Annotated in this window: 21 protein-coding genes; 17 read left to right on the top strand and 4 right to left on the bottom strand. The window is 25.6% G+C overall.

Annotated features, from left to right (window positions below; genetic code table 11):
• The first annotated feature begins 103 nt into the window (after window positions 1-103).
• From RDY08_RS02120 to RDY08_RS02155, 8 genes are all read left to right on the top strand, one after another.
• Window positions 104-1,069 carry an NAD(P)-dependent oxidoreductase gene (locus tag RDY08_RS02120; RefSeq protein WP_307904779.1) on the top strand — a complete coding sequence of 322 codons (966 nt, stop codon included), beginning with the start codon at window positions 104-106 and terminating at the stop codon, window positions 1,067-1,069.
• Entirely contained in the window at window positions 1,056-2,318 is a 1,263-nt protein-coding gene (locus tag RDY08_RS02125; protein WP_307904780.1) for a DUF512 domain-containing protein, read from the top strand. The genes RDY08_RS02120 and RDY08_RS02125 overlap by 14 nt, the downstream gene beginning before the upstream one ends.
• A 95-nt stretch (window positions 2,319-2,413) precedes the next feature.
• Complete coding sequence (locus RDY08_RS02130; RefSeq protein WP_307904781.1) at window positions 2,414-4,003, top strand: GGDEF domain-containing protein; 1,590 nt, start codon at window positions 2,414-2,416, stop codon at window positions 4,001-4,003.
• A 4-nt stretch (window positions 4,004-4,007) separates the two neighbouring features.
• The gene (locus RDY08_RS02135; RefSeq protein ID WP_307904782.1) at window positions 4,008-4,958 is read left to right on the top strand and encodes a cyclic nucleotide-binding domain-containing protein; all 951 of its coding nucleotides are present in this window, start codon (window positions 4,008-4,010) and stop codon (window positions 4,956-4,958) included.
• Entirely contained in the window at window positions 4,948-5,550 is a 603-nt protein-coding gene (locus tag RDY08_RS02140) for a Crp/Fnr family transcriptional regulator (RefSeq protein WP_307904783.1), read from the top strand. The genes RDY08_RS02135 and RDY08_RS02140 overlap by 11 nt, the downstream gene beginning before the upstream one ends.
• Before the next feature lie 21 nt (window positions 5,551-5,571).
• The gene (locus RDY08_RS02145; protein ID WP_307904784.1) at window positions 5,572-6,909 is read left to right on the top strand and encodes a sensor histidine kinase; all 1,338 of its coding nucleotides are present in this window, start codon (window positions 5,572-5,574) and stop codon (window positions 6,907-6,909) included.
• 11 nt (window positions 6,910-6,920) lie between these two features.
• Window positions 6,921-7,928: a lipopolysaccharide heptosyltransferase II gene (gene waaF / locus RDY08_RS02150; RefSeq protein WP_307904785.1), complete on the top strand. Its 1,008-nt coding sequence runs from the start codon at window positions 6,921-6,923 to the stop codon at window positions 7,926-7,928.
• A 2-nt stretch (window positions 7,929-7,930) separates the two neighbouring features.
• Window positions 7,931-8,914 (top strand): glycosyltransferase family 9 protein, encoded by a 984-nt coding sequence (locus RDY08_RS02155; RefSeq protein WP_307904786.1) that lies wholly within the window; start codon window positions 7,931-7,933, stop codon window positions 8,912-8,914.
• A gap of 71 nt (window positions 8,915-8,985) precedes the next feature.
• On the opposite strand, the gene rpmB is transcribed toward RDY08_RS02155, so the two are convergent.
• Window positions 8,986-9,165 (bottom strand): 50S ribosomal protein L28, encoded by a 180-nt coding sequence (gene rpmB, locus RDY08_RS02160; protein ID WP_307904787.1) that lies wholly within the window; start codon window positions 9,163-9,165, stop codon window positions 8,986-8,988.
• 236 nt (window positions 9,166-9,401) lie between these two features.
• Here rpmB and rfaD point away from each other — a divergent pair, with 236 nt between their 5' ends.
• The 6 genes from rfaD to RDY08_RS02190 all read left to right on the top strand — a co-directional run bounded on the left by rfaD (window position 9,402) and on the right by RDY08_RS02190 (window position 14,797).
• Entirely contained in the window at window positions 9,402-10,370 is a 969-nt protein-coding gene (gene rfaD / locus RDY08_RS02165; RefSeq protein WP_307904788.1) for an ADP-glyceromanno-heptose 6-epimerase, read from the top strand.
• Between the two features lie 170 nt (window positions 10,371-10,540).
• Window positions 10,541-11,344, top strand: coding sequence for an undecaprenyl-diphosphate phosphatase (locus RDY08_RS02170; RefSeq protein ID WP_307904789.1), 804 nt, complete (start codon window positions 10,541-10,543; stop codon window positions 11,342-11,344).
• Between the two features lie 20 nt (window positions 11,345-11,364).
• Window positions 11,365-12,402, top strand: coding sequence for a type IV pilus twitching motility protein PilT (locus tag RDY08_RS02175; RefSeq protein ID WP_307904790.1), 1,038 nt, complete (start codon window positions 11,365-11,367; stop codon window positions 12,400-12,402).
• Between the two features lie 18 nt (window positions 12,403-12,420).
• Entirely contained in the window at window positions 12,421-13,632 is a 1,212-nt protein-coding gene (locus RDY08_RS02180; RefSeq protein WP_307904791.1) for a type II secretion system F family protein, read from the top strand.
• A 71-nt stretch (window positions 13,633-13,703) separates the two neighbouring features.
• Window positions 13,704-14,198: a YaaR family protein gene (locus tag RDY08_RS02185; RefSeq protein ID WP_307904792.1), complete on the top strand. Its 495-nt coding sequence runs from the start codon at window positions 13,704-13,706 to the stop codon at window positions 14,196-14,198.
• An 11-nt stretch (window positions 14,199-14,209) separates the two neighbouring features.
• Window positions 14,210-14,797: a 4Fe-4S dicluster domain-containing protein gene (locus RDY08_RS02190; protein WP_307904793.1), complete on the top strand. Its 588-nt coding sequence runs from the start codon at window positions 14,210-14,212 to the stop codon at window positions 14,795-14,797.
• A 50-nt stretch (window positions 14,798-14,847) separates the two neighbouring features.
• Here RDY08_RS02190 and RDY08_RS02195 read toward each other — a convergent pair whose 3' ends face one another.
• The 3 genes from RDY08_RS02195 to RDY08_RS02205 form a co-directional block, all read right to left on the bottom strand.
• On the bottom strand, window positions 14,848-15,510 hold the full coding sequence (locus RDY08_RS02195) for a Crp/Fnr family transcriptional regulator (protein WP_307904794.1): 663 nt from the start codon (window positions 15,508-15,510) through the stop codon (window positions 14,848-14,850).
• Between the two features lie 299 nt (window positions 15,511-15,809).
• Window positions 15,810-16,844, bottom strand: coding sequence for a ribonucleotide-diphosphate reductase subunit beta (locus tag RDY08_RS02200; RefSeq protein WP_307904795.1), 1,035 nt, complete (start codon window positions 16,842-16,844; stop codon window positions 15,810-15,812).
• Window positions 16,845-16,868: 24 nt separating this feature from the next.
• Window positions 16,869-19,133, bottom strand: coding sequence for a ribonucleoside-diphosphate reductase subunit alpha (locus RDY08_RS02205; RefSeq protein ID WP_307904796.1), 2,265 nt, complete (start codon window positions 19,131-19,133; stop codon window positions 16,869-16,871).
• Window positions 19,134-19,549: 416 nt separating this feature from the next.
• Between RDY08_RS02205 and RDY08_RS02210 the strand changes: the two genes are divergently transcribed.
• The 3 genes from RDY08_RS02210 (at window position 19,550) to RDY08_RS02220 (ending at window position 25,323) form a co-directional block, all read left to right on the top strand.
• Entirely contained in the window at window positions 19,550-23,269 is a 3,720-nt protein-coding gene (locus tag RDY08_RS02210; protein ID WP_307904797.1) for a phosphoribosylformylglycinamidine synthase, read from the top strand.
• Window positions 23,270-23,532: 263 nt separating this feature from the next.
• Window positions 23,533-24,717, top strand: coding sequence for a four-carbon acid sugar kinase family protein (locus RDY08_RS02215; protein WP_307904798.1), 1,185 nt, complete (start codon window positions 23,533-23,535; stop codon window positions 24,715-24,717).
• 120 nt (window positions 24,718-24,837) lie between these two features.
• A complete protein-coding gene (locus RDY08_RS02220; RefSeq protein WP_307904799.1) occupies window positions 24,838-25,323 on the top strand; it encodes a hypothetical protein in 486 nt (161 codons plus the stop codon).
• Window positions 25,324-25,328: the final 5 nt, after the last annotated feature.

Here is a 25,328-nt window from a genome sequence, read left to right on the forward strand (position 1 = left end):
AGAAAGATATAAATATAGTGCAATAAGTGGAGAGATAGTCAAAAAATAAGGATTGCAGCGTTATGCAACTGACTAATAAAGAATAAAATAATAGGAGGCTATTATGAAGATTGTATTTTTGGATGCAGTATCTGTTGGGGAGGATATTTCTCTGGGGAAAATAGAAAAAGAAGGGGAATTAATTAAATATAATTTAACAAAAGAAAATGAAATAGAAGATAGAATTAAAGATGCAGAGGTTATAATTACTAATAAAGTTTATATAGGAAAAAAAGAGATGGGAATAGCAAGAAAATTAAAATTGATTTGTGTAGCTGCAACAGGATATAATAATATAGATATAGAAGAAGCTAAGAAACTTGGAATAGTTGTAGCAAATGTAAAAAATTATTCTACTAATTCTGTAGTTCAAATGGTATTTTCTTATATACTAATGTTAATGAGCAATCTATATAATTATAATAATGATGTTAAAAATGGAGAATGGAGCAAATCGCCTATATTTACAATGCTAAAATATTCAATACAAGAGCTTAATAATAAAAAAATAGGGATAATTGGATATGGAACTATTGGGAAAAAAGTTGGAGAAATAGCTAAAAGTTTTGGAATGGATATAATAGTTGCAAAAATTCATGGAAGAGAATATAGCGATAATAGTAGAGTAGAAATAGAGGAACTGTTAAAAATAAGTGATATAGTAACCATTCACGCTCCACTTACAAATTTAACAAAAAAATTAATATCTAATAAAGAATTTAATTTAATGAAAAAAAATGCAATTTTAATTAATACAGCAAGAGGTGGAATTGTAGATGAGAAAGCATTATATAAAGCATTAAAAGATAAAAAAATAGCAGGAGCAGCAATAGATGTATTGGAAAATGAGCCTCCAAAAGAAAATAATGAATTATATGAATTGGAAAACATATTGATAACACCTCATGTAGCATGGGGCTCAATTGAAAGTAGGCAAAGATTAATTGAAGGAATATATGAAAATATAAGAGAATACAAAAATGGGAATAGAAATAAGATAAATATTTGGAGGAGTAATGACAAAAGCTGAAATAATAAAAGTGCAAAAAGATAGCATAGCAGAAGAATTAGATATAGAAAAAGGAGATTTTTTAGTTAGAATAGATGGGAAAGATATATATGATATTATTCAATATGAACATATGATATATAAAGAATTTATTATAGTAGAAATATTAAAAAAAGATATAAATGAAATTTGGGAATTTGAAATAGAAAAAGATGAATTTGAAGATTTAGGGATAGAATTTAAGTCGCCAGTTTTTGATGGAGTTAGGACTTGTAAAAATAATTGCGTGTTTTGTTTTGTAGCACAACTTCCAAAAGGGTTAAGAAAAACTTTGTATTTAAAAGATGAGGATTTTAGATTATCGTTTTTATATGGAAGTTATACTACTTTTTCTAATTTAACAGATGATGATATAAAAAGAATAATAAAAGAGCATATATCTCCATTATATGTATCAGTACATGCTACTGACAGCATGGTTCGTAAAGTGCTGCTTAGAAATAGAGATGCAGGTAATATATTAGAAAAAATAAAATATTTAACAGATAATGGGATAGAGTTACATACTCAAGCAGTTATTGTACCAGGATATAATGATGGAAAAATATTAGAAAAAACAATAGATGATTTAGCTAGTTTTTATCCACAAGTAAAAAGTTTAACTGTAGTTCCAGTTGGACTTACTAAATATCATAAAGGTGGATTAAGGTTAAATACAGAAGAGGAAAGCAAAAAAATAGTAAAATATACATTGGAAAAAAGTAAAGAATTCAAAGAGAAATTTGATACATATTTTTCATTTTTATCAGATGAATTTTTTATTCAGTCTAAGATGGATATACCTGAAAAAGAATATTATGAAGAGTTTGAACATATAGAAAATGGTGTTGGATTAGTAAGATTATTATTAGAAGAAGTCAAAGATATGAAAATAAAAGATAAATTTTACAAAGGAAATAAAATAACAATTGCTTGTGGAAAATCTATATATAAGTATATGAAAGAGATATTTATTCATGATGATAAAATAAATATAGTTCCAATTGAAAGCTATTTTTGGGGAGAAAAAATTACTGTTACAGGCTTAATAACAGGAAGTGATTTAATAAAAAATCTTAAAGATAAAGAATTAGGAGATAAATTGATTATTAATAAAATTATGCTAAATGATAAAAAACAGTTTTTGGATGATATGAGTCTGGAAGGTGTAAGTGAGCGTATTGGAACGAAAATAAAAGTAATTGAGAGGTTGGAAGAAATTTATGATTAAATAATATTAGATAATTAGATGATTGGTTTACAAAAAGGTATGTATAGTATAATTAGCTTTTTGAGGTCTAATCATAATGTACAAAGGGGGATAATATGGAAAATCTAAGAAGAAAAATATTAAAAGATATATTAAAAAACGAAAATATAGAAATTGCTTTAAATGATTTGAAAAAATTTATAGATTCTATGGGTGTTAATTTTTTATATTATTTTATAGATTATGGAAATAACAAAGAATATAGTACAGATAAAGAATTAAAAAAAATAATTTTTAATTCTAAAAAGTATACTGAAATGACTAAAAAAGAAGATGAGAATGGGTTAAATTTAATATATAAATCATTATCAATGGGAGTAGTTTTTCATATAAATTATAAATTAAAAGATATATCAAAAGAAGAAATATTAGAAATAGAAGAAGAGATAGAACTTGTTTTAGAGTTATTAAAAAAAGTTATTGAATTTAAAAAAATTAGGATATATTCTTTGATTACTCCTCTGTTTTTTGAAGTTTCAAAGATATTATATTCTGCCGAGGGAACGATAAAAGAGAGTTTAGAAGAGTTAAATCTAACAATAGAGGGATTATTAGGTATAGAAATTGTTAATATAGAAAAAAATAATATAGAGTATTTTATTAAAGAAGAAAAAGAAAAATTATTTGAATATAAATATAAAGATATGATAGTAAAGTATAAAAAAACTAGGAAACTAGATAATTTAATAGAAATAGATAAGATATTAAATCTTATATTTATGATATTAAATAGTTTTTTAAAATTAAAAGAGCTGGAGAAAAAAAAGCAGATTTTTTTAGAGGAACAAATTAATACAAAAGAAAATTTAGAAAAATTAAATGAAATTTTGGAAAAAAGTTTATATAAAATGACGTTTATAAATAAATTATATTCAAAATTATCTAAAACTAGAAATTTGGAAGAATCAATAAGAATTATAGAAAAATTAATAAGAGATGAAGTGGATTATAGATATTTAAGAATAAAACTTGGAGATACACATTTAGTAGAAGATGGGATACAGGTAGAAGAAGCTGGAAACGTAAATTACAGTTCAAAGATATTAAAAGGAAAAATAGAATATGAGATTATATGTCAAAAAGAAGATATAACATCAGAAGATGAAGTTTATCTGAATTTAATATTTACTCATTCTAAAATAGAATTAGAAAATATATTGTTATATAAAAAAGTCGAAGAATTAGCAACTATAGATGGTGTAACAGAGTTATATATCCATAGATATTTTATAGAAAGATTAAAACAGGAATTAGAAATAAATAAAAGAAATGGGAGCAAAGTATCATTGATTATGTTAGATATAGATAATTTTAAAAAATATAACGATACATATGGGCATCAAGCTGGAGATGAGGTATTGCACAAAGTAGCTTCTCTTATGAAAAGAGGAGTAAGGAAAATAGATATTCCTTGTAGATATGGAGGCGAGGAATTTATAGTAATATTGCCATATACAGATATAGAAAAAGCAGAATTTGTAGCTGAGAGAATAAGACAATCATTAGAGGAAGAAACAGACATAACAGCAAGTTTTGGTGTTACAGAATATTTGAGCATGGAAAAATTAGAAACTTTTGTAAAAAGAGTAGATGATGCTATGTATAAAGCTAAACAAAATGGAAAAAATCAAGTTATAAGGATGTGAAAAGATGAGGACTTTTCGAATAAATAAGGGTGGGATAATATATTTTGAAAATACAGTAGATAATAATGTATATGTAATAAGAAAAGGAAAAGTTGAAATAATAAGGACAAATACACTTTTTTTGGTAGATAATAATTTGAAAAATAGAAAAAGATTAAAAGAAGGAGATGTGTTTGGATTTGAAGAGGTGTTCTTTAATTTAACAAGAGGAGAAAGAGCAATAGCTTTAGAGAATACCGAATTAATAGTATTTCCAATAACAGATTTTTCAGCTTTTATGGAAAAAAATATAACTATTGGCGAAAAAATGATTAATTCTCTTGCAGGAAAAATAAGAAAATTAAATAATAAAATAAAGGAAATCTCTAATAGAACTGAATGTATCATGGAACATGGAAAAATAAAGGATATATATATATACTTTTTAAAACAAGGTGAGTATAAAAAAGCACAACAAATATTAGAAAGGATGATAGTAAAAGAGAGTGATGTTGAATTTGCTATAAAAGAAAAAGATAGAATATCAATTTTACAAAGTTTAGGAATATCAGTAGAAAAAATAGATGCAATAGTATCTAAATATAAAGATAATGAGGAATTAAATATTTTATTGGCAATATTAGAAGGGATGAAAATTAAAGTTGTAGCAGAAGAACTTCATGAAAAAATATTTTTTGAAATGATAAAAATAAAGAAAAAAATAGGGAAAGATGATGAATATTTAAATAGATTAAAAGAATTTTTAGAAGAGTTTCCATATTCTGATTATATAAAAGATGTTATGTTTGACCTAATAGAAGAATATGATAAACGAAAGAGATTTCCTGAAGCATTAAGTATAGCTAATAAATTAACAGATGAAGAATTAACTAATGAAGAGATAGAAAAAACAAAAAAAAATATTGAAAAATTAAAACATGATATTCCAAAAGAGGGTGAAGAGAATGTTGGATAATCCAAAGTTATTTGAAAAATTTGGAAAAGATTATAAAGCAGGAGAGATTATTTTTTGTGAATATGAAACAGGAGAAGAGTTATATTTTATAATATCAGGAAAAGTAAGAATATCTAAAATAACTCAAGATGAAGAAAAAGTTGTGGCATATCTAAAAGATGGGGAATTTTTTGGAGAAATGGCAATTTTTGAAAATAAAGTAAGAACAGCAACAGTTATTACAGAAGAGCCTACAAAAGTGTTAGAATTAAAAAAAAATGATTTTTTAAAATTAATGAGTTCTGCTCCTGATATTGTTGTACAATTAGTAAAATCACTTAGTATTAGATATATAAAAACGCGGAATCAGTTAAATTCATTATTAGAAACAAATTTAGAAAAAAAAGTTTTGAAATATTTTTATCAGCAATATTTAAATGTGAAATCTAGAAGTTTAAATTTAAATATAAAAGAGGTAAAAAGCATTTTGAATATAAAAGAAAAAGATTTAAATAAACTATTATTAGGATATAAGAAGAAGGGACTTTTAAAGATTGTAGATGATAGCATATTAATTGGGGATATTGGATGGGTTGAATTAAAATTAAAATAATTTTAAAAGTGGGGCGTTAAAATGGAGAAATCAGAACGAGTTATGAAAAAATTTAATCTAGGATTTGAGAAGAATTTATTAGAAGAAAATTTAAAAAAAATGAGTATATTTAGTAAAGCATTTATAATATTAGGATTTGTTTTGTTAATATCACATATTCTTGTAAATAATATTAATAGTTTTGTTTTTCCTAAGCTGTCATATACTATAACGTATGGGATAATAATAGTTTATTCTATTGGATGGACCGTTTTTCTAAACAATTATAAAATAAAAAATATAAAAATAGCAAAAATTATTAATTTGATATTTGAAGTTGGAATGTTAACTCTTGGAGCTATAATTGCTCTTATATCTGTTAATATTTCAAAGGAGGTAAGTGCATACATAATAGCTATTTTTACAATTGCCTCATTAATGTATATGAAATTTTATGAGAGTATATTTGTATTTTCGGTAGGACATTCTATTTTTATTATTGGATTATTATTTTTACAAATAAAGACAGAGACCTTAATAGGATTTTATACAAGCACAACAGTAGCAGTTTTATTAGGAATATTAATAGCAAGAATAAATTTCACAAAAAAAGTAAGAGAGTTTTTAAGCAATACAATTATTAAAGAAAAAAATAGAGAATTAAAAATAGTTAGAGAGAAAATAATAGCAACAGAAAATTTACAAACAATTTCTCAAATAATGGGGAAAATAGCACATGAATTAAATAGTCCATTAGCAGGAGAATTATATACTTTAAAAATGATAAAAGATGATTTGAAAGAAAAATTTAGTGAAAATTTGGAAATAGTATCTATACTTGAAGACCTTAATGAACTTGAAGATAGTTTAATATTAACTAAAGAGATTGTGAGTAAATTATTAAAATATAGTAGTCAAGATACACATTTTGAAGAAAATGTAGATATAAAAGAGGTAATAGAGTATAGTTTTAAAAATTTAGAAAAAAAATATAATTATGATAATTTTAAATTAGATAAAATATTTAAAGAGGATTTTATAATTTTTGCTAATAAAGTGGATATAGTTCAATTAATAGAAAATATATTAGAAAATTCTTTTGAAAGTTTAAAAAATAAAGATGTTAAAAAAATTAGTATTTCAACTTACAAAAAAGATAATAAAAAAATAATAGAAATAGAAGATAATGGAATGGGTATAAATGAAAAAATAATACAAAAAATATATGTCCCATTTTTTACAACAAAATATAAAGAGAAAAATTTAGGGCTAGGATTGACAATTGGCAAAGAAATATTAAAAAAATATAATGGAGAGATGGAGATAGAATCTAAAAAAGATATATATACAAAAGTTAAAATTATATTTAAGGATGAATAGTAGGAGAAATTATGAAAAAAATATTAATAATTCATACAGCATTTATAGGGGATATAGTACTTTCTACTCCGCTTATAAAAAAAATAAAACAAAAATATAATAATTCAGAAATATATTATTTGACAACAACTGTAGGTGGCGAAATTGTAAAAAATAATCCTATGCTAAAAGGGGTAATTGTTTATGATAAGAAAGGAAAAGATAAAGGATTAAAAGGGCTTATTAAAATTATAAGAGATATAAAAAATTATAATTTTGACATTGCAATTATACCACATAGATATTTAAGGAGTACGTTAATAGCATTTTTAGCAGGAATAAAAGAGAGAATTGGATATTCTAATAGCGAAGGAAAGCTATTTTTAACTAAAAAAATTGAATATGTAAAGTCAGTTCATGAAGTTAAAAGATTATTAAATTTAATAGAATTATCTGATTTTAAGGATGATAAAATAGAATTATATCCCGGAAAAGAGGATATAAAAAAAGTAGATGAAATTTGGGGGAAATTTGAATTGGATAATCAAAAAATTGTGGTAATTGCTCCAGGTAGTAAATGGTTTACGAAAATGTGGCCAATTGAATATTATAATTTATTATTAAAAAAGCTTGAAAAATTAAATATAAAAGTATTATTAATAGGTGGAAAAGAAGAAGAAAAATTAAATATAATAGAAACTTCAAATACTGTTAACTTAATTGGAAAAACAAAATTATTGGAGTTAGTAGAAATTTTTAAGAGAAGCACTGTACTAGTGTCAAATGATAGCTCTCCATTGCATATTGCTGCAGCTACAGATATTTATATAATAGCAATATTTGGAGCGACTACGAAAGAATTAGGGTTTTATCCGTGGACCAAAAATTATACAATAATAGAAAACAGTAATTTAGATTGCAGACCTTGTGGATTGCATGGTGGGAATGAATGTAAAGAGGGACATTTTAAATGTATGAAAGATATAAGTCCAGATGAAGTATATGATGAAATAGTAGAAAGATTAGAAAGAAGGATATAAAATTGAGAATTTTAGTAATAAGATTTAGCTCTATTGGAGATATAATTTTAACAACGCCAGTATTAAAAAAGTTAAGAGAGAAATATCCTAATGCAAAAATTGATTTTTTAACATTAGATAAATTTAAAGATTCAATATCTGGAAATAAGAATATAGATAATTTAATTTTATTTGACAAAGAAAAATATAAAGGTATAAATGGAATATATAATTTTTCTAAAAAATATAGTGGGCAATATGATATTATAATAGATTTACATTCAAAAATAAGGTCAAAATTAGTTTCAAAATTTATTGGCGGAAAAGTATATAGATATAAAAAGAGAAGATTATGGAAAACAATTTTAGTTAAATTAAGATTAATAAAATATAAAGTTGATAATACAATTGTAAAAAATTATTTTGGAGCTTTAAAAGAGTTGGATATTAATTATGAAAAAGAAAATTTAGAATTTAATTTTTTAGAGAATGATTTGAAAAAAGTGGAGATATATAATAATTTTATAGTTTTTGCAACTGGTGCTTCAAAAAATACAAAAAAGTGGCCTAAAGAATATTTTGGAGAGCTTGGTAAAATTTTAGTAAAAGAGTTTGGGAAAAATATAATATTGATTGGAAGTAGTAAAGAATTTGAAGAAAATGAACAAATAAGAGAGATGGTTGGAAATAAAGCAATAAATTTAAGCGGAAAATTAACATTAAAAGAGAGCGGAGCTTTAATATCAAAATCTGATTTTATTATCACAAATGATTCTGGACCTTTTCATATAGCTAGAGGAGTTAATAGTAATTCATTTGTAATATTTGGACCAACTGATCCTAATATGTTTGAATTTAATAAAAATGAAGTTTTAATATATGGAGATGAAGATTGTTCACCATGTTCTTTGCATGGAGATAGAGAGTGTCCTAAAGGGAATTTTAAATGTATGATGAATTTGACTCCTGAAGATGTATGGGAGATAATAAAAAAGAATATTGGTTGAGTATAAACAAAAAATAAAAAAGACAGTTAAGTAAAAAACTGTCTTTTTTATTTAATATAAAAGTATATTTCTTATACTCTTGCTACAGTTTTAAGGCATTTAGTACAAACATGAGTTGTTACCTTTTTACCTTCTAAAATAATTGTAGCCTTTTGTAAATTTGGTTTCCAAATACGTTTATTTACTCTATGTGAGTGACTTATTTGATTTCCGTGAGACACACCTTTACCACAAACAGCACATTTTTTCAATTTATCCACCTCCTACATAATTTGCGAAATTAATTTTATCATAAAAGATACAAATAATCAAGATTTTTTTACTATTTAACAATTTTAATTAAAAAAAGAAAAAAAATAATTGAAATTATTTACGATATGGGTTAGTATAGAGTGAAGAGAATTGACGATTGTCAATTGAAAATATAAAAAACTTATTTTTATAATGTTTTTAAATAATTATTTTAAAAATTTTGGAGGTGTTTTAGTTGATTTTAGTAACAGGAGCAGCAGGATTTATAGGAAGTTCAATAGTTTGGGAATTGAATAACATGGGAAGAGATGATATTATTGTATCGGATAAATTTCATAAAAAAGATAAATGGAAAAATTTAATTAAAAGAAAATTTTATGATTGGGTGGATAGAGAAGAACTTTTTGAATGGTTAGAAAAAAATGGAAAAAAAATTGATATAATTATTCATATGGGAGCAAATTCTGCCACTACAGAAAAAGATGTAGATTTTCTTATGAAAAATAATTATGAGTACACTAAAAGACTTTTTAATTTTAGTTTGGAAAATGGAGTTAGATTTATTTATGCTTCAAGTGCAGCAACTTATGGTGGTGGTGAAAATGGATATAATGATGATGAAGATAAAATATCTAAATTACAGCCATTAAATCCATATGGTTTTTCAAAACAACTATTTGATTTATGGGAATTAAAACAAGAAGATAAGCCTAAACAATGGGTTGGATTAAAATTCTTTAATGTATATGGGCCTAATGAATATCATAAAGATAGAATGGCAAGTGTGGTTTATCATGCATATAATCAAGCTAAAGAAAATGGAGTGGTAAAACTTTTTAAATCTCATAAAGAAAATTATAAAAATGGAGAACAATTAAGAGATTTCGTATATATAAAAGATGTTACTAAAGTTATTAAATTTTTTATAGAAAATGAAAACTATTCAGGAATATATAATTTAGGAACAGGACAAGCAAGAAGTTTTTATGATTTGGCAAAAAATACTATGAATTCAATGGGAATTGTTGAAAATATAAAATTTATAGATATGCCAGTTGATATTAGAGATAAATATCAATATTTTACAGAGGCAAATATGGATAAATTAAAAAGTATTGGATATAAAGAAGAATTTTATTCATTAGAAAAAGGGATAAAAGATTATGTGAAGAATTATTTGATGAATGAAGATAGATATCTTTAGAAGACAATTTTTAAAAGATAATTGAAAATTAGAAATGAAAAGATGGAAGAAAATTAAATAAAAAAATTAAATAAAAAATAAAAAAATTAGCCACTAATTTACACAAATTAGCACTAATAAAATATAAAAAAACAAAAAATATATTTATACTTTAGGAGGAACTTGAAAGAATGATATTTAAGGCAGTTTTGTTAGGATTAGTAGAAGGGATAACAGAATTTTTACCAGTTAGTAGTACTGGACATATGATTATTGTGGACAATTTTTTGAAATTATCTAAAAATATGGAATTTACAAATGCTTTTGAAATAATAATTCAATTAGGAGCTATATTGTCAGTAATAGTATATTTTTGGAAAGAGTTATGGCCTTTTTCTGGAAGTGATGAAGAAAAAAAAGATAAGTGGATTATGTGGAGTAAAGTTGTTGTAGCAGTTTTACCAGCAGTAGTTTTAGGATTGAAATTTGATAAATTAATAGAATCAAAACTATTTAATGCAAAAGTTGTAGCAACTATGTTAATTTTATATGGAATAATTTTAATTGTATTAGAGATAAAAAACAGTAAGAAAAAAAGTTTTAAAATAAATTCAATAAAAGAGATGGGATTTGTAACTGCAATTGGGATTGGTTTTTTTCAATGTTTAGCAATGGTACCAGGAACTTCAAGGTCTGCTGCCACAATTATTGGTGGGATGCTTTTAGGATTAAATAGAGCGATTGCAGCAGAATTTTCATTTTTCTTGGCTATTCCAACAATGTTTGGAGCTACACTATTAAAAATAGTAAAATCAGGTGTAAATTTTACAAGCTCAGAATGGGGAATAATTGGAGTAGGATTTGTAGTTTCTTTTATAGTAGCACTTATTGTAATTAGATGGTTTATGGATTACATAAAAAATAAAGATTTTAAAATATTTGGGTATTATAGAATAATATTAGGAATAATTGTGTTATTAGTTTTGAAAAAATAAATTAAAATGGGGGCGTTAAAATGGAAATAAGAGAGATATTGGAACGGGCAGAAGAACTTAAGGCATCAGATATACATATAGTTGCTGGAAAATCACCAATTTTAAGAGTTCATGGAGAATTGCAAGATATGGATGAAGAGAGATTAATGCCAAGCGATTGTCAAACTTTAATATATTCAATATTGAGTGAGCTGCAACAAAAAGAATTTGAAGAAAGTAAAGAGTTAGATTTTTCATTTGGAATAGCTGGTCTGGGAAGATATAGAGTTAATGTGCATATGCAAAGAGGTACTGTAGCTGCAGCAATAAGAACAATAGCTACAGATATACCACCATTGGATAAATTGGGATTGCCTAAAAGTGTAGAAAAATTTTCAGACTATAAAAATGGATTGGTATTGGTAACTGGTCCAACAGGAAGTGGAAAATCAACAACACTTGCAGCTATAATTAATAAAATAAATGAAGAAAAGTCATCACATATAATTACAATAGAAGATCCGATTGAATATTTGCATAGACATAAAAAAAGTATAGTAGAACAAAGAGAAGTGAAATCAGATACTTCTTCATTTGCAACAGCATTAAAATATGCTTTGAGACAAGATCCAGATGTAATATTAATAGGAGAATTAAGAGATTTGGAAACTATAGAAGCAGCTCTTACAGCGGCAGAAACAGGGCATCTTGTATTTGGAACTCTTCATACTAATGATGCTGCACAAACAATAGATAGAATAGTTGATGTGTTTCCTACTAACCAACAACCTCAAATTAGGATTTTATTATCAAGTGTTATTAAAGGTGTAGTTTCACAACAATTAATACAAACAGTTGATAAAAAATCTAGAGTTCTTGCAGCAGAAGTTTTAGTAGGAACTCCAGCAGTATCAAATCTTATAAGAGAAGCTAAAACACATCAAATTTATTCTATGATAGAAACTGGAGCAAGATTTGGAATGAGAAGTATGGATATGTCTTTGAAAGATTTATATGAAAGAAGATTGATATCTTATGATGATATGGTAAAAAGAATGAGAAATCCAAACTTTATGTAGAATTGAGGTGTGTAAGAAATGCCAATCTATAAATATAAGGCAAGAGACAGAGATGGACTTGCTATATCAGGAGAACTTGAAGTTGATAATGAAGATATGCTTGCAAAAAAATTGGACCGAATGGGGTATATACTGACAAGTGTAAAAGAGACAGACAGTCTTTTAGGAAAAGATATTTTTGAATCATTTAGAAAAGTAAAATCAAAAAATATAGTAGAATTTTCAGTGGAGTTATCTACATTAATAGAAGCAGGAGTTCCTTTGTTAGGTGGATTAGAAGTTTTAATGGAGCAAATAGAGGATAAGCTATTAAAAAATATAATTACACAGGTACATAAAGATGTTAGTGGCGGGATGAGTTTTTCAGAAGCTTTATCAAAGCATAAAAAAACATTTCCAAATTTGTATGTAAGTATGATAAGAGCTGGAGAAGCTACAGGAGAATTAGATACAATATTAAAAAGTTTAGCTATATTTTTAGAGGTTAATGAGAATAATCGTTCTAAAGTTAAGGCGGCAATGATGTATCCAATGGCAATGTTTGGAGTATCATTTTTAGTAGTTATATTCTTAATTGTAGTGGTATTACCAAACTTTGTGGAGATATTTAAAAGTGCAGGAGTGAAACTACCACTTCCTACAAGAATTGTTTTAGGCTTTTCTGATATTCTTATTACAAAATGGATATATATCATATTGTTAATATCTGGTTCTATATATGGATTGGTTAGATATTATAAAACAGATAAAGGCAGATATTATATAGATTTATTAAAATTTAAGATTCCTATTTTTGGAAATTTAACAAAAAAATCAGAAATAGCAATGTTTACTAGAACTTTTGGAACATTAATAAAAAGTAGTGTTCCTATATTACAAGCTTTGGATATAGTAAAAAATACTGCCAAGAATAAAGCTATATCAGTAGTTATAGAAAATATAAGAAATAGCGTTAGACAAGGTGGTAGTGTATCTGAACAATTAGAAATAAGTGGGATTTTTCCTAAATTAGTATCAAAAATGGTATCAGTTGGAGAAGATAGTGGAGCATTAGATAAAATGCTTGTAAAAATAGCTGATTTTTATGATACTGAAGTTGAAAACAGCATAAAAGGATTAACTTCTATATTAGAGCCTGTAATGATAGTCGGGATGGGGCTTGTAATTGGTGTCATAGTGTTATCTGTAATGCTGCCTATGTTTGATATGATGCAGGTTGCAAGACGGTAAAAACGCGAATTAAAGCGGTATAGTGTGGAAAATATGGGATACAGATATAAATTAAGTTGGAGTGATATATTATGGCTAAAATTTCAAAAACAGGAATAGGTGGAAGTAAAAGTTTTTTATCAAAAGGTAGTGCGTTAAAAGGAAGCCAAAAAAATAGTGGAGCGTCTATTGCAAAAAATAGAGTAGATATAAAACAATCACCATTTGTAGACACAATGAATGAAGTAGAAATAAGCTTTGCAAAAGAAGATTTGAAAGAGAGCTTAGAGGATATAGATAAGTTAGGAAAAGAACTTATGGAAAATCCTAGTGTAAAATTATTGGAAGAATATAAAAAAAATATAAAAGCTTTTCTAAAAGAAGCCTTAAAAAAACTATATAAAGTAGATACTAAAGTATCAATTAGTAATTTGGGAAGAAGTAAAAAAGTGTTTATTAATGTGGAAAAAGTGGATAAAAAACTTGAAGAAATGACATTTAAATTTTTGAAACAACAAGGAGATGCAATATCATTAGTTGACTCAATAGAAGAAGTAAAAGGATTATTATATAATGTAATTGGATAGGAGAATGGATAATGAAAAAACTGAAGAAAGTAGTTCCATATATTATTATAAGAAATTGTGATAATACACCAGGATGTCCTGTAATAGAGGCTTGCCCAAAGAGACTGTTTTATTATGATTTTAAATTGAAAAAATTATTATTAGAAAATTTAGATGATTGTATTGGGTGTGGAATATGTGAAGTCGAATGTGAACATGAAGCAGTAGAATTAATAGAAATTGCTAATAATAAAAGAATAGATGAATTAAAAGATATGGATGAAAATTATATTTTGGAAAAAAGTAAAAATCTTATAAATAATTATGGTGGAGTTTTACCTAAAAAAATTGATAATGAAAAATATAAAAAAATAACTCAAAAAGAGATTTCTAAGAATTTGAATGGATTAATATTTGTTTATGGGAAATGGCAAGATGAGAGCTATATAGGATATTCTATTTTAGAAGAATTAGAAGATAAATTTGAAAATATATATTTATTAAATGCAGAGGAATTTGGAAAAGATAGTGTAGAGGAATTACCAGGATTTTGGATAGTTAAAAATGGAGTAATTGAAGGGAAATATAATATTAACAATATATTTTATGTTGTTGGGTAATACAAAAGGGTAAACATGTGTGTTTGCCCTTTTGTTGTATTGTTATTTTTTTAAATTTCTAATAATTTTTCACGATCTAATATTTTAATCTTTTTTCTATCAATTTTTTCTATAATTTCATCTTTTACAAGAGATGAAAAAACTCTAGATAAAGATGGACGAGGCACGCCAAAAAAATCTGATAATTTTGTTAAAGATATTGGTAATTCAAACTCAGCTCTATTTTTAGAAACAGTTAATAAATAATCGGCTAATTTCCCTTTTAAACTACTATTCATAGTATTATTCCAAAGTTGTTTTGCTAAAAAGCTAGCTTTATTACACACAATATTTAGATAGTTTCTCAAAAATATTTCATTTAAATTTGCCATTTTTAAAATAGAGCTTTTAGGAATAACTAATAATTTTAATTTTTCATTAGCTACAATATTAATTGGCAAATTATTATTATTTCCAAATAAAAAAGCAGGTGCAATTGGGAAAGGAGCAGTTATATTTTCTACAATCATAACTTTTCCTGAATGATTTAACATTTCACCAATTACTGAGCCAGATATAATTATATATAACTCTTCATATCTATCTCCTCTAAAATTAATAGATTCATATTGCTCATATGATTTTATCTTAAATTTTACAGAATTTAAAACTTTTTCAATTTCAATTTCATTTAGTCCTTTAAATAAAGGTGATTTTGTTAATATTTTATACATAAAAATTCTCCTTTCTAAATATTTTTATTTTTCTACCCCTTTTTTCTCTGTGTACCTCTGATAACTCTGTGCCTCTGCGTTGTCTGTTTTTTTTAATTTTTTTCAACGCAGAGGCGCAGAGAACGCAAAGGTTCGCAGAGGTAAATTTATTAACAAAAATTAGTGCTTAGGAACGTTTAAAAAATAATGTTCTCATATTTTGTTATAAAAACGCTTAAAACATTGCGTATTTTATAACAAAATGGGAATGTTATTTTTAAGCCATTCCTTAATATTAATTTTTACCTCTGAACTGTAACTTAAATATCATCCCAGCCTTCAATTACACTTGACATATTATAACTTGTAACAGTACTTTCAAAGAAATTAGCTTTTACATCGCCATTACCTTCACTATCTGCAATTTTTTCTAAATGTGCATAAGGATTTTTATCATATCCATCATAAAGTGGCTTAAATCCTAAACTTTTTAATCTGAAATTAACCATATATTTAGTATATTCCTCTGTACTTTTTTTAGTTATTCCTAAAACTTCATTTCCAATTATATGATTAGTCCATTCTATTTCTTGCTTAGCAGCCATTTCAAACATATCATAAACTGTTTTCTCATCAATTATATTAGGAAATTCATCTTTTAAAGCTTTTATCATATTTTCAAAAATAACTACATGAGTTAATTCATCTCTATTAATATATCTTATTATATCAGCAGTTCCAGGCATAAGATTTCTACTAGTTAATAGATAGAAAAAATTAAATCCATTGTAAAAATAAACGGCCTCTAATAGATAATCAGCAATTAATGCTTTGAAAAATGTAGTTTCATTAGGATTATCATGAAATTCTTGATAAATTTCAGCAATAAAACTAATTCTATTAAATAAAACCTCATTATCACGCCAAAATTCGTAAATGTCATCTCTGTTTTCTTGAGGGACAATGCTTTCTATTATATAAGCATAACTTTGACTATGAATTGCTTCCTGATACGTTTGAATTGATAATATCAAAGTAATTTCTGGAGCTGTAATATATTCAGCTACTTTAGGAACATTATTTGTTTGAATACTATCTAAAAATACCAAAAAAGATAAAATGCCGTCATAAGCTTTTTTTTCTGGAGCAGTTAATTTTTTATAATCTTGTCCATCAATTGTTAAATCAACTTTTTCTGGAATCCAAAAATTTTCCATCATAACTCTATAAAGTTTAGTTGCCCATGTATATTTTGTATTATTTAAATTAAAAAGATTTGTACTATTACCTTTTATTATACTTCTTTCTGTAAGATTATCATTTCCATCTGGATTAAATAATTTTTTTCTTTTCATTATTGTTGCCTCCCAAAAATAAAATTAATTTGCACAAGAAACACATTCATTTTTTTCTGAAATATTTCCATTTTTTTGAATAGTTCTAGTATAATATATTGTTTTACACCCAGTTTTCCAAGCTGTCATTATAGTGTCATAAATATCTTTTGCCTTTATATCTAAATTTAAATTAAATAAAAGCTCCATACTGATACCTTGATCAACCCATTTTTGAATACCAGATATAATTTTTACAACATTTTTTGGATCCATATTTTTATTTTCTTTATAAAACCAAAAATTTTCTTTTATATATGGCGGACAAATAGGCACAGTTCCTTTAGAATTTTTATCTATATAAAATTTACTATAAATAGGCAATACACTTGGAGTACATCCTTGAATTAATGCACTGCTAGTATTTGGAGCAATAGCAATTAATTGTCCATTTCTTATTCCATATTTTTTTATGTCTTTAATTAATTCAACCCATTTATCCGAAAAATCACTATTTTCTATAAACCATTTTTCATCTTTTCCAAATAAAATCCCTTTTGACCATTCGCTGCCATCAAATTTTTGATATTTTCCTCTTTCTTTTGCTAATTCTAAACTTCCTTCTAATACATTATATGCTATTTTTTCAAAAATTTCATCTATAATATGTTGAGATTTTTCATAAGGTGATTTTTTTAATGCTAAATAGTCAGCTAATCCCATTGCTCCAACTCCAATAGTTCGATAAATATTATTATGTAGATTACTTTCTTCAATAGGGGAGAATGTCAAATCAATAGTATTATCCAAAATTCTAACAGCTAATTTAGCAGATGATTTTAAAATATCATCATTATCTATATTTGCAAGATTTAATGAAACTAAATTACAAGTATGAATTAATCCAGATTTGGATTCTTGTACAATTTTATCTCCATTTAAAGATATATTTTTAATTTCTGTTGGTCTGAAATTTGAAAAAGACTCTTGGCATAAGTTTCCGCTTCCAACCATTCCATCATGTTTATTAGGATTTAATTCATTTACTCTATCTTTAAAAAATAGATATGGCATTCCAGTTTCAATCATTGTTTTCATAATTTTTTTCATAAATCCTTTTGAACTTATTTTTTTAGTTAATTTTAATTCACTATTTTTTTCTAAATTTATATATGCTTTTTCAAATTTATCTCCCCATAAAATAGATAAATCAATTTTAGTTTTAGTTTTAACTTCGTGTGGATCAAATAAAGTCCAATCTTCATTTTTTTCAACTCTTTTTAAGAATAGATCAGATACAACAAGCTGTGGAAATATATCATAAGCTTTTTTTCGCTGATCTCCATTTTCAGTTTGTAAATCTAAAAAATCTTCTACATCTAAATGCCAAATATCAATAGCAGGTGTAACAGCTCCAGCTCTTTTTCCTAATTGATTAACAGCTACAGCAGTATCATTTATAATTTTAATCCATGGGACGACTCCTCCAGAAGCATTTGGAGTTTTCTTTATTGAGCTTCCTTTTGCTCTAATCCTTGAGAGATTAACTCCAACGCCACCACCATTTTTAGAAATTTGTGCAATAGAGTTTATATTATAAAAAATACTATCTAAGCTGTCATCAATAGCAGTTACAAAACAACTTGATAGATTTCCACTATTTTTTCTTAAATTAATAAGAATAGGGGTAGCTAATGAAATTTTTCTACCTGCAATAGAATTATAAACTTGTTTGGCTAAATTTAATCTATTTTCTTTTTTTTCAACAGATGCAATAAATAAAGATACAGTTAAAAAAAGCTCTTGAGGCATTTCAAATGGCTTATCTTCATCAAAAATAATATACCTATTTATCATCATATTTGCACCAGCATAATCAAAATCTAAATCATATTTTGGATTTATAAAAGTTCCTGCTGTTTCTAATTCTTCTTTTGTATAAATTTTCATTATTTTAGAATCATAAAACCCTCTTTCTACAGAATTTTTTACAAATTCATAATAATTTCCATATCCAAAAAAATCATTTTTTCTTTGATGTTGGATCTCTTTATAAAGTTCCCAAATTAAAAGACGAGCAGCAACTATTCTCCATTTAGGCATTTCTATAGATGTTAAATTTAAAGAAATATCAATTAAAGATTTTTGAATCTCTTTTGTGGTTATTTTGTCATGATAAATTGAATTAACCTGACTTTCTATTTCTAAATAATTAATATCTTCAAAACCATCGCAAGCCCATTTTAAAGCTTTTCTAATTTCTTTGATATCAATTTGCGATTCTATATTACTTCTATTTAATACATTCATCTTCTTCCTCCTTTTGAAATTATAACATTTTTATAATTATTACATTATAAAAATTAAAAAAATATACTACATATAGTGGTATGGAAATATTATACCACTTGATATAGTGTTTGTAAAGAAAAAAATAAAATATAGAATTTGATAAAAAAAGAGCTTTTTTAAGTTCAATGCCATCAAGTTAAGAAAAAATATGTTTTTTTAGAGATTGATTTTATTATGCTATTAGTAAACTACTAGTAGCATAATAAAACGGTTAAATTTGAACTATAATAAATATACAATATATTGCTATTTATAATTGAAAAAAAATATGAAATAAGATATAATGTAGAAAATATTAGAAATCTAAATATTAGAATTAATTTAAATAAAAAAACGTAAAGTTTAACTATAAAAAATATTAATTAGGAGGAAAAATGAACAACTTTAGAATTTTCGTTGAGAAAAAAGATGAGTTTAGGATTGAGTCTCAAAGTCTTTTAAGTGACTTAAAAGAAAATTTACAAATTCAATCTTTAAATAATTTAAGATTGATTAATATTTATGAGGTTTTTGATATTAGTGATGAAGATTTATCAAAAGCAAAACAGTTTGTTTTTTCAGAACCTGCAACGGATATTATTTTTGATTCTATCGACCTTTCAGAAGAAAATTACTTTTCTACAGAGTATTTACCAGGACAATTTGACCAAAGATCAGATTCAGCTATGCAATGTTTAAAGCTTCTTATTCCGGAAAACAGAAGCACAATAAAAAGTGGAAAACTAATTATACTTGAAGGGAATTTATCAAAAGAAGAAATTCAGAAAATAAAAGATTATTATATCAATCCTGTTGAATCAAGAGAAAAAGATCTGTCTTTAGATCCAATAGAAGAAGATATAAATGCTCCTTTTGAAGTTGAAATTCATACAAATTTTATTAATTTAACATCTGAAGAACTTGAGTCATTTAGAATTCAAAATGGGCTAGCTATGAGTTTTAAGGATATTGAATTTGTTCAAAACTATTTTAAAAATGAAGAAAAAAGAGATCCTAGCGAAACAGAGATAAAAGTGCTGGATACATATTGGTCTGATCATTGTAGACATACGACTTTTGAAACAGAAATTAAAAATGTTATTTTTCCAAAAGGAAATTTTAATGAAGTTTTACAAAATACATATAATGAATATCTAAAATCAAGAGAATTTGCACATGGCAGTAAAAAACCAATGTGTTTAATGGATATGGCAACTATTTCTGCAAGGGAACAAAGGAAATTAGGTGTTCTTGATGACCTTGAAATAAGTGATGAAGTAAACGCATGCAGCGTAAGAATAAAAGTAGATGTAAATGGAAATAAAGAAAACTGGCTTCTTATGTTTAAAAATGAAACTCACAATCATCCAACAGAGATAGAACCTTTTGGAGGAGCTTCAACTTGTATAGGTGGAGCAATTAGAGATCCTTTATCTGGTAGATCATATGTTTATCAAGCTATGAGAGTAACTGGAGCTGCAAATATTAATGAAAAAATAGAAAATACAATAGAAGGGAAATTGCCACAAAAAGTTATATCTAAAACTGCTGCACATGGTTATAGTTCATATGGAAATCAAATAGGACTTTCTACTTCATTTGTAAAAGAGATTTTTCATGAGGGATATAAAGCTAAGAGAATGGAAGTTGGAGCTGTTGTTGGGGCTGTAAAAGAGGAGTATGTAAGAAGAGAAAAGCCATTAGCTGGAGATATTGTTATTATGCTTGGTGGTAAAACTGGAAGAGATGGATGTGGAGGAGCTACAGGTTCTTCAAAAGAGCATACGACAGAATCTCTTGTTACTTGTTCAGCAGAAGTCCAAAAAGGAAATGCACCAGAAGAAAGAAAAATACAAAGACTTTTTAGAAATCCAAATGTAACAAAATTAATAAAGAAAAGTAATGATTTTGGAGCAGGTGGAGTAGCTGTAGCTATTGGAGAATTATCAGATGGATTAATTATTAATTTAGATAAAGTACCTGTTAAATATTTAGGATTAAATGGGACAGAACTTGCTATTTCAGAATCTCAGGAGAGAATGTCAGTTGTAGTGGCAAAAGAAGATGTTCAATTATTCATAAAATTAGCAGAAGAAGAAAATATAGAATCTGTAGTAGTTGCTGAAATTACTGAAGAAGCTAGACTTATTATGAAATGGAAAGGCAAAGATATTGTTAATCTTTCAAGAGCTTTTTTAGATACTAATGGAGTTCGTTCAGAAACAGAAGTTGAAATTGAAGAATTTGAAAAAATAGATATTTTTAAAAATAAAATTTCAGGAAATAGTATAAAAGAGAAGTTTTTAAACAATCTTTCGAAAGATAATGTAGCTTCACAAAAAGGTATGGTTGAAATGTTTGATGCTACTATTGGTGCTACTACTGTACTTATGCCTTATGGAGGTAAATATCAATTAACTGAAACAGAAGCTAGTGTGCAAAAAATACCTTATTTAAATGGAGAAACTAATACTGCTAGTATTATGAGCTTTGGTTTTAATCCAAATATAAGTTCTTGGAGTCCTTTTCATGGTGCAGCATATGCAATGGTTGAATCTATATCTAAAATAGTTGCTGTAGGTGGAAAATGGCAAGGTATTAGATTTAGTTTTCAAGAGTATTTTCAAAGATTAGGAAATAATAAGAAAAATTGGGGAAAACCATTTTCAGCTCTTTTAGGAACTCTTTTTGTACAAAAAGGTTTTGAGCTTCCTGCAATTGGTGGGAAAGATAGTATGAGTGGTAGTTTTAATGATATTAACGTTCCACCAACACTTATATCTTTTGCTGTTAATACTGAAAATGCGGATAAAATTATATCAAATGAATTTAAAAAAGAGAATAACTATATTTATTTAATTAAGCATAATCCAACAGAAGATTTTATGCCTAATATAGAAGAATTAAAAGAAAATTATGATTATATATACAAAAATATTTCTGAAGGTAATATTATTTCTGCTTCAACAATTAAATTTGGTGGAGTTGCAGAAGCAGTTGCGAAAATGTCTTTTGGAAATAAAATAGGTTCACAATTAGATGAACAGTTTGTAGATAACATCTTTGATTTGGATTATGGTTCTATTCTTGTAGAATCGAAAATAGAATTAAAATATAAAAACGGATTGTTAATAGGAAAAACAACTAATTCTAACTTTATATCTATAGGCAATGAGAAAATAACTTTAGATGAAGCTTTAGAAGCTTGGACAAAAACTTATAAGAAAGTTTATCCAAGTGAAGTAGATTTAGAAAAAGGAAGATTAGAGATTAAAGATTATAGAAAAGATATTAATATTATATCAAAACCTATAGAAGGTAAGCCAAAAGTTTTTGTTCCTGTATTTCCAGGTACAAATTGTGAATATGATTCTATAAACTCTTTTGTAAAAGCAGGAGCAATAGCTGATTCAATGGTATTTAGAAATCAAAATTCACAGCAAATAATAGAGTCAATAAACGAAATGAAATCACATATAGATAGTTCACAAATAATTATGCTTTCTGGTGGATTTTCAGCTGGAGATGAACCTGATGGTTCTGGTAAATTTATAGCTAATATATTAACTAATAATCTTATTAAAGATGCTATTGAAAAGTTTTTAAAAAGAGATGGTTTGATACTTGGAATATGTAATGGATTTCAAGCTCTTATAAAAAGCGGATTACTTCCATATGGTAAAATTGGAGAAGTGAATTCTGAATCTCCTACATTAGCTAAAAATAATATAAATAGACATATTTCTAAAATAGTAAATACTAGAATTACATCTAATAAATCTCCATGGTTAAATGGAATTGAACTTGGTACAATACATAGCATACCAGTTTCGCATGGCGAAGGGAAATTTGTAGCAAATGAAAAACTTTTAAAATCGTTATTTGAAAATGGACAAGTTGCAACACAATATGTAGATTTTGAAGGTTATCCTAGTATGAATGGAACTTTTAATCCAAACGGCTCATATCAAGCAATAGAAGGTATTACAAGCTTAGATGGACGTATCTTAGGTAAAATGGGACATTCTGAAAGAGTAGGAACAAATGTTCATAAGAATATTTATGGAGAAAAAGAGCAAGGTTTATTTATTAATGGTGTAAAATATTTTAAATAATTAAAGAAACTACTTCTTTGTTAAGAGGTAGTTTTTTTATGTGGTCCTTTGTAGGGGCAATTCATGAATTGCCCTTACGATAAACAAACAAACAAACAAACAAACAAACAAACAAACAAACAAGTGAACTTTATTGTAAGAATACAGAAGTATATGTAATATAATGTTATGAAAAAAATATTCTTTTAAAATTTATAATTTTAAGGTATAATAGAAAAATCTAAATAGTTTAATATTAGTTAATATAAATTTAGGAGAAGAAAATGAAAATATCAATTATTTCTGATGATTTTACAGGAGCAAATGACGTAGGAATTCAAGTTAAAGAATATGGAGTAAAAGTATGCTCTACAATAAATATAAACAAAAATAGTTGTGATGTAAATGTTATTAGTACGGAAACTAGGAATGCAAAAGAAGAAGAGGCTTATAATAAAATTAAAAAAACATTTATAAAATTAAAATCAAATGGATTTGATAAATTTTATAAAAAGATAGATTCTACATTAAGAGGAAATATAAAATCTGAAATAGATGCTATTTTAGAAAATTTAGAAGATGAAGAACAAATATGTTTAGTTGCAGCATTTCCTAAAATGGGGAGAAAAATTTTAAATGGAATTCACTATTTATGGGATGAACCATTAATAAAAACAGAATTTGCAAAAGACCCAGTAGCGCCAGTGAAAGATGGAAATTTATTATCAAGAATAGGTAATAAAAAAAAAGAATTGATCAAACATTTTAAGTTAGATGATATTAGAAGTGAAGGATTTGCAAAAGAGATTAGAGAGTCAAAAAATAAAATTTTAATTTTTGACAGTGAAGTAGAAGAAGATTTGGAAAAAATATCTAAAATATTAGTAAATGAAAAAAAAGATAAATATGTAGTAGGTTCAGCAGGAGCTATAGAATATTTAATGAAATATTGGGGATATAAAAAAAGTAAAGTGTTAATTGTATCTGGGAGTTGCTCAAACAAAAGTATAAAACAAATAAATTATTTTGAGATAAAATATAAAAATAGTTTAGATATAATAAATTTAGATGTATTTAAAAGAGAAAATTTAAAATTAGATTTAAAAAAAGATATTTTAATAAAATCTTTAAGAAAAAGAGAAGAAATGGATTATGTATTAGAAAAATATAAAATTAATGGAATAGATAAAAAAGAAGCTACAAATATTATAAGTGATTATATTGCAAAAGAAACTATAAAAATAGTAAAAAAATATAATATAACAAAAATTATAATATTAGGTGGAGAAACATCCCTTAAAATAATAAAAAGTTTAAATATAAACGGTTTAGAGATAAGATTTAAAATAGATACAGGAGTTGTAATTTCAGAGAGTTTTAATAAAAAATATATGATAATAACAAAGCCAGGAGCATTTGGAGAAGAAGATGTACTGGAAAGAGGTTATAATGTATTAAAAAGTGTATAAAAATAAGACTATTTTAAGAGAAAAAACAAATAATTTAGTATAAATTTAAAAAAAGTGTAATGAAATTTAACAAAGTGCCGAGAATATAGATGTTAAATTTTTTTAGAGAGGGGTGATGTTTTGAGAAGAGCAGTTGTTGCAGCACTGTTAGTAGTACTTTTTAGTTACAGTTATTCAGGGATAAGTCAAGAAACTTTTAATAATATTTCATCTAGATTACTAGAAATGAAATCAGATTTAAAAGTAGACTTACATAAGAAAAATTATGGAAATGAAGTAGTTGGTACTTTTGAATTAAAAGGAGATAAAATAAAATTGTCATCTTTTATGTTACCTGTAAAAGGTAGAAAAAATCAAAAAAACTATAACATTACAGAAGAAAGAGATTTAAACAGTTTTAAATTGTTATCTTCTAATCAACTATTACCTAAATATTCTTATGGAAAAGAAAAAAATATGTTGCTAAAAGATATTGCTAAAACTACTGGCAAAGGATTAGCAGTTTTATTAGGGTTATTATTTGGAATGAAAATGTTTTTTTCAAAGAAAAAGAAAAAGAGAAAATCAAGAAAAACAGAAGAGAAAAAATCAAAAAAAGCAGCATAAAAAAA

The sequence above is a fragment of the Haliovirga abyssi genome (assembly GCF_030295325.1).
GTDB classification, from domain to species: Bacteria; Fusobacteriota; Fusobacteriia; order Fusobacteriales; family Haliovirgaceae; genus Haliovirga; species Haliovirga abyssi.

Excerpts from the sequence above, each read along its gene's own strand:
- RDY08_RS02215 (WP_307904798.1), top strand. The coding sequence starts at position 23,533 with ATGAAAATATCAATTATTTCTGATGATTTTACAGGAGCAAATGACGTA.
- RDY08_RS02200 (WP_307904795.1), bottom strand. The coding sequence starts at position 16,844 with ATGAAAAGAAAAAAATTATTTAATCCAGATGGAAATGATAATCTTACA.
- RDY08_RS02190 (WP_307904793.1), top strand. The coding sequence starts at position 14,210 with ATGAAAAAACTGAAGAAAGTAGTTCCATATATTATTATAAGAAATTGT.
- RDY08_RS02195 (WP_307904794.1), bottom strand. The coding sequence starts at position 15,510 with ATGTATAAAATATTAACAAAATCACCTTTATTTAAAGGACTAAATGAA.
- RDY08_RS02130 (WP_307904781.1), top strand. The coding sequence starts at position 2,414 with ATGGAAAATCTAAGAAGAAAAATATTAAAAGATATATTAAAAAACGAA.
- waaF (WP_307904785.1), top strand. The coding sequence starts at position 6,921 with ATGAAAAAAATATTAATAATTCATACAGCATTTATAGGGGATATAGTA.
- RDY08_RS02180 (WP_307904791.1), top strand. The coding sequence starts at position 12,421 with ATGCCAATCTATAAATATAAGGCAAGAGACAGAGATGGACTTGCTATA.
- RDY08_RS02205 (WP_307904796.1), bottom strand. The coding sequence starts at position 19,133 with ATGAATGTATTAAATAGAAGTAATATAGAATCGCAAATTGATATCAAA.
- RDY08_RS02135 (WP_307904782.1), top strand. The coding sequence starts at position 4,008 with ATGAGGACTTTTCGAATAAATAAGGGTGGGATAATATATTTTGAAAAT.
- RDY08_RS02185 (WP_307904792.1), top strand. The coding sequence starts at position 13,704 with ATGGCTAAAATTTCAAAAACAGGAATAGGTGGAAGTAAAAGTTTTTTA.
- RDY08_RS02140 (WP_307904783.1), top strand. The coding sequence starts at position 4,948 with ATGTTGGATAATCCAAAGTTATTTGAAAAATTTGGAAAAGATTATAAA.
- RDY08_RS02120 (WP_307904779.1), top strand. The coding sequence starts at position 104 with ATGAAGATTGTATTTTTGGATGCAGTATCTGTTGGGGAGGATATTTCT.
- RDY08_RS02210 (WP_307904797.1), top strand. The coding sequence starts at position 19,550 with ATGAACAACTTTAGAATTTTCGTTGAGAAAAAAGATGAGTTTAGGATT.
- RDY08_RS02145 (WP_307904784.1), top strand. The coding sequence starts at position 5,572 with ATGGAGAAATCAGAACGAGTTATGAAAAAATTTAATCTAGGATTTGAG.
- RDY08_RS02175 (WP_307904790.1), top strand. The coding sequence starts at position 11,365 with ATGGAAATAAGAGAGATATTGGAACGGGCAGAAGAACTTAAGGCATCA.
- RDY08_RS02125 (WP_307904780.1), top strand. The coding sequence starts at position 1,056 with ATGACAAAAGCTGAAATAATAAAAGTGCAAAAAGATAGCATAGCAGAA.
- RDY08_RS02170 (WP_307904789.1), top strand. The coding sequence starts at position 10,541 with ATGATATTTAAGGCAGTTTTGTTAGGATTAGTAGAAGGGATAACAGAA.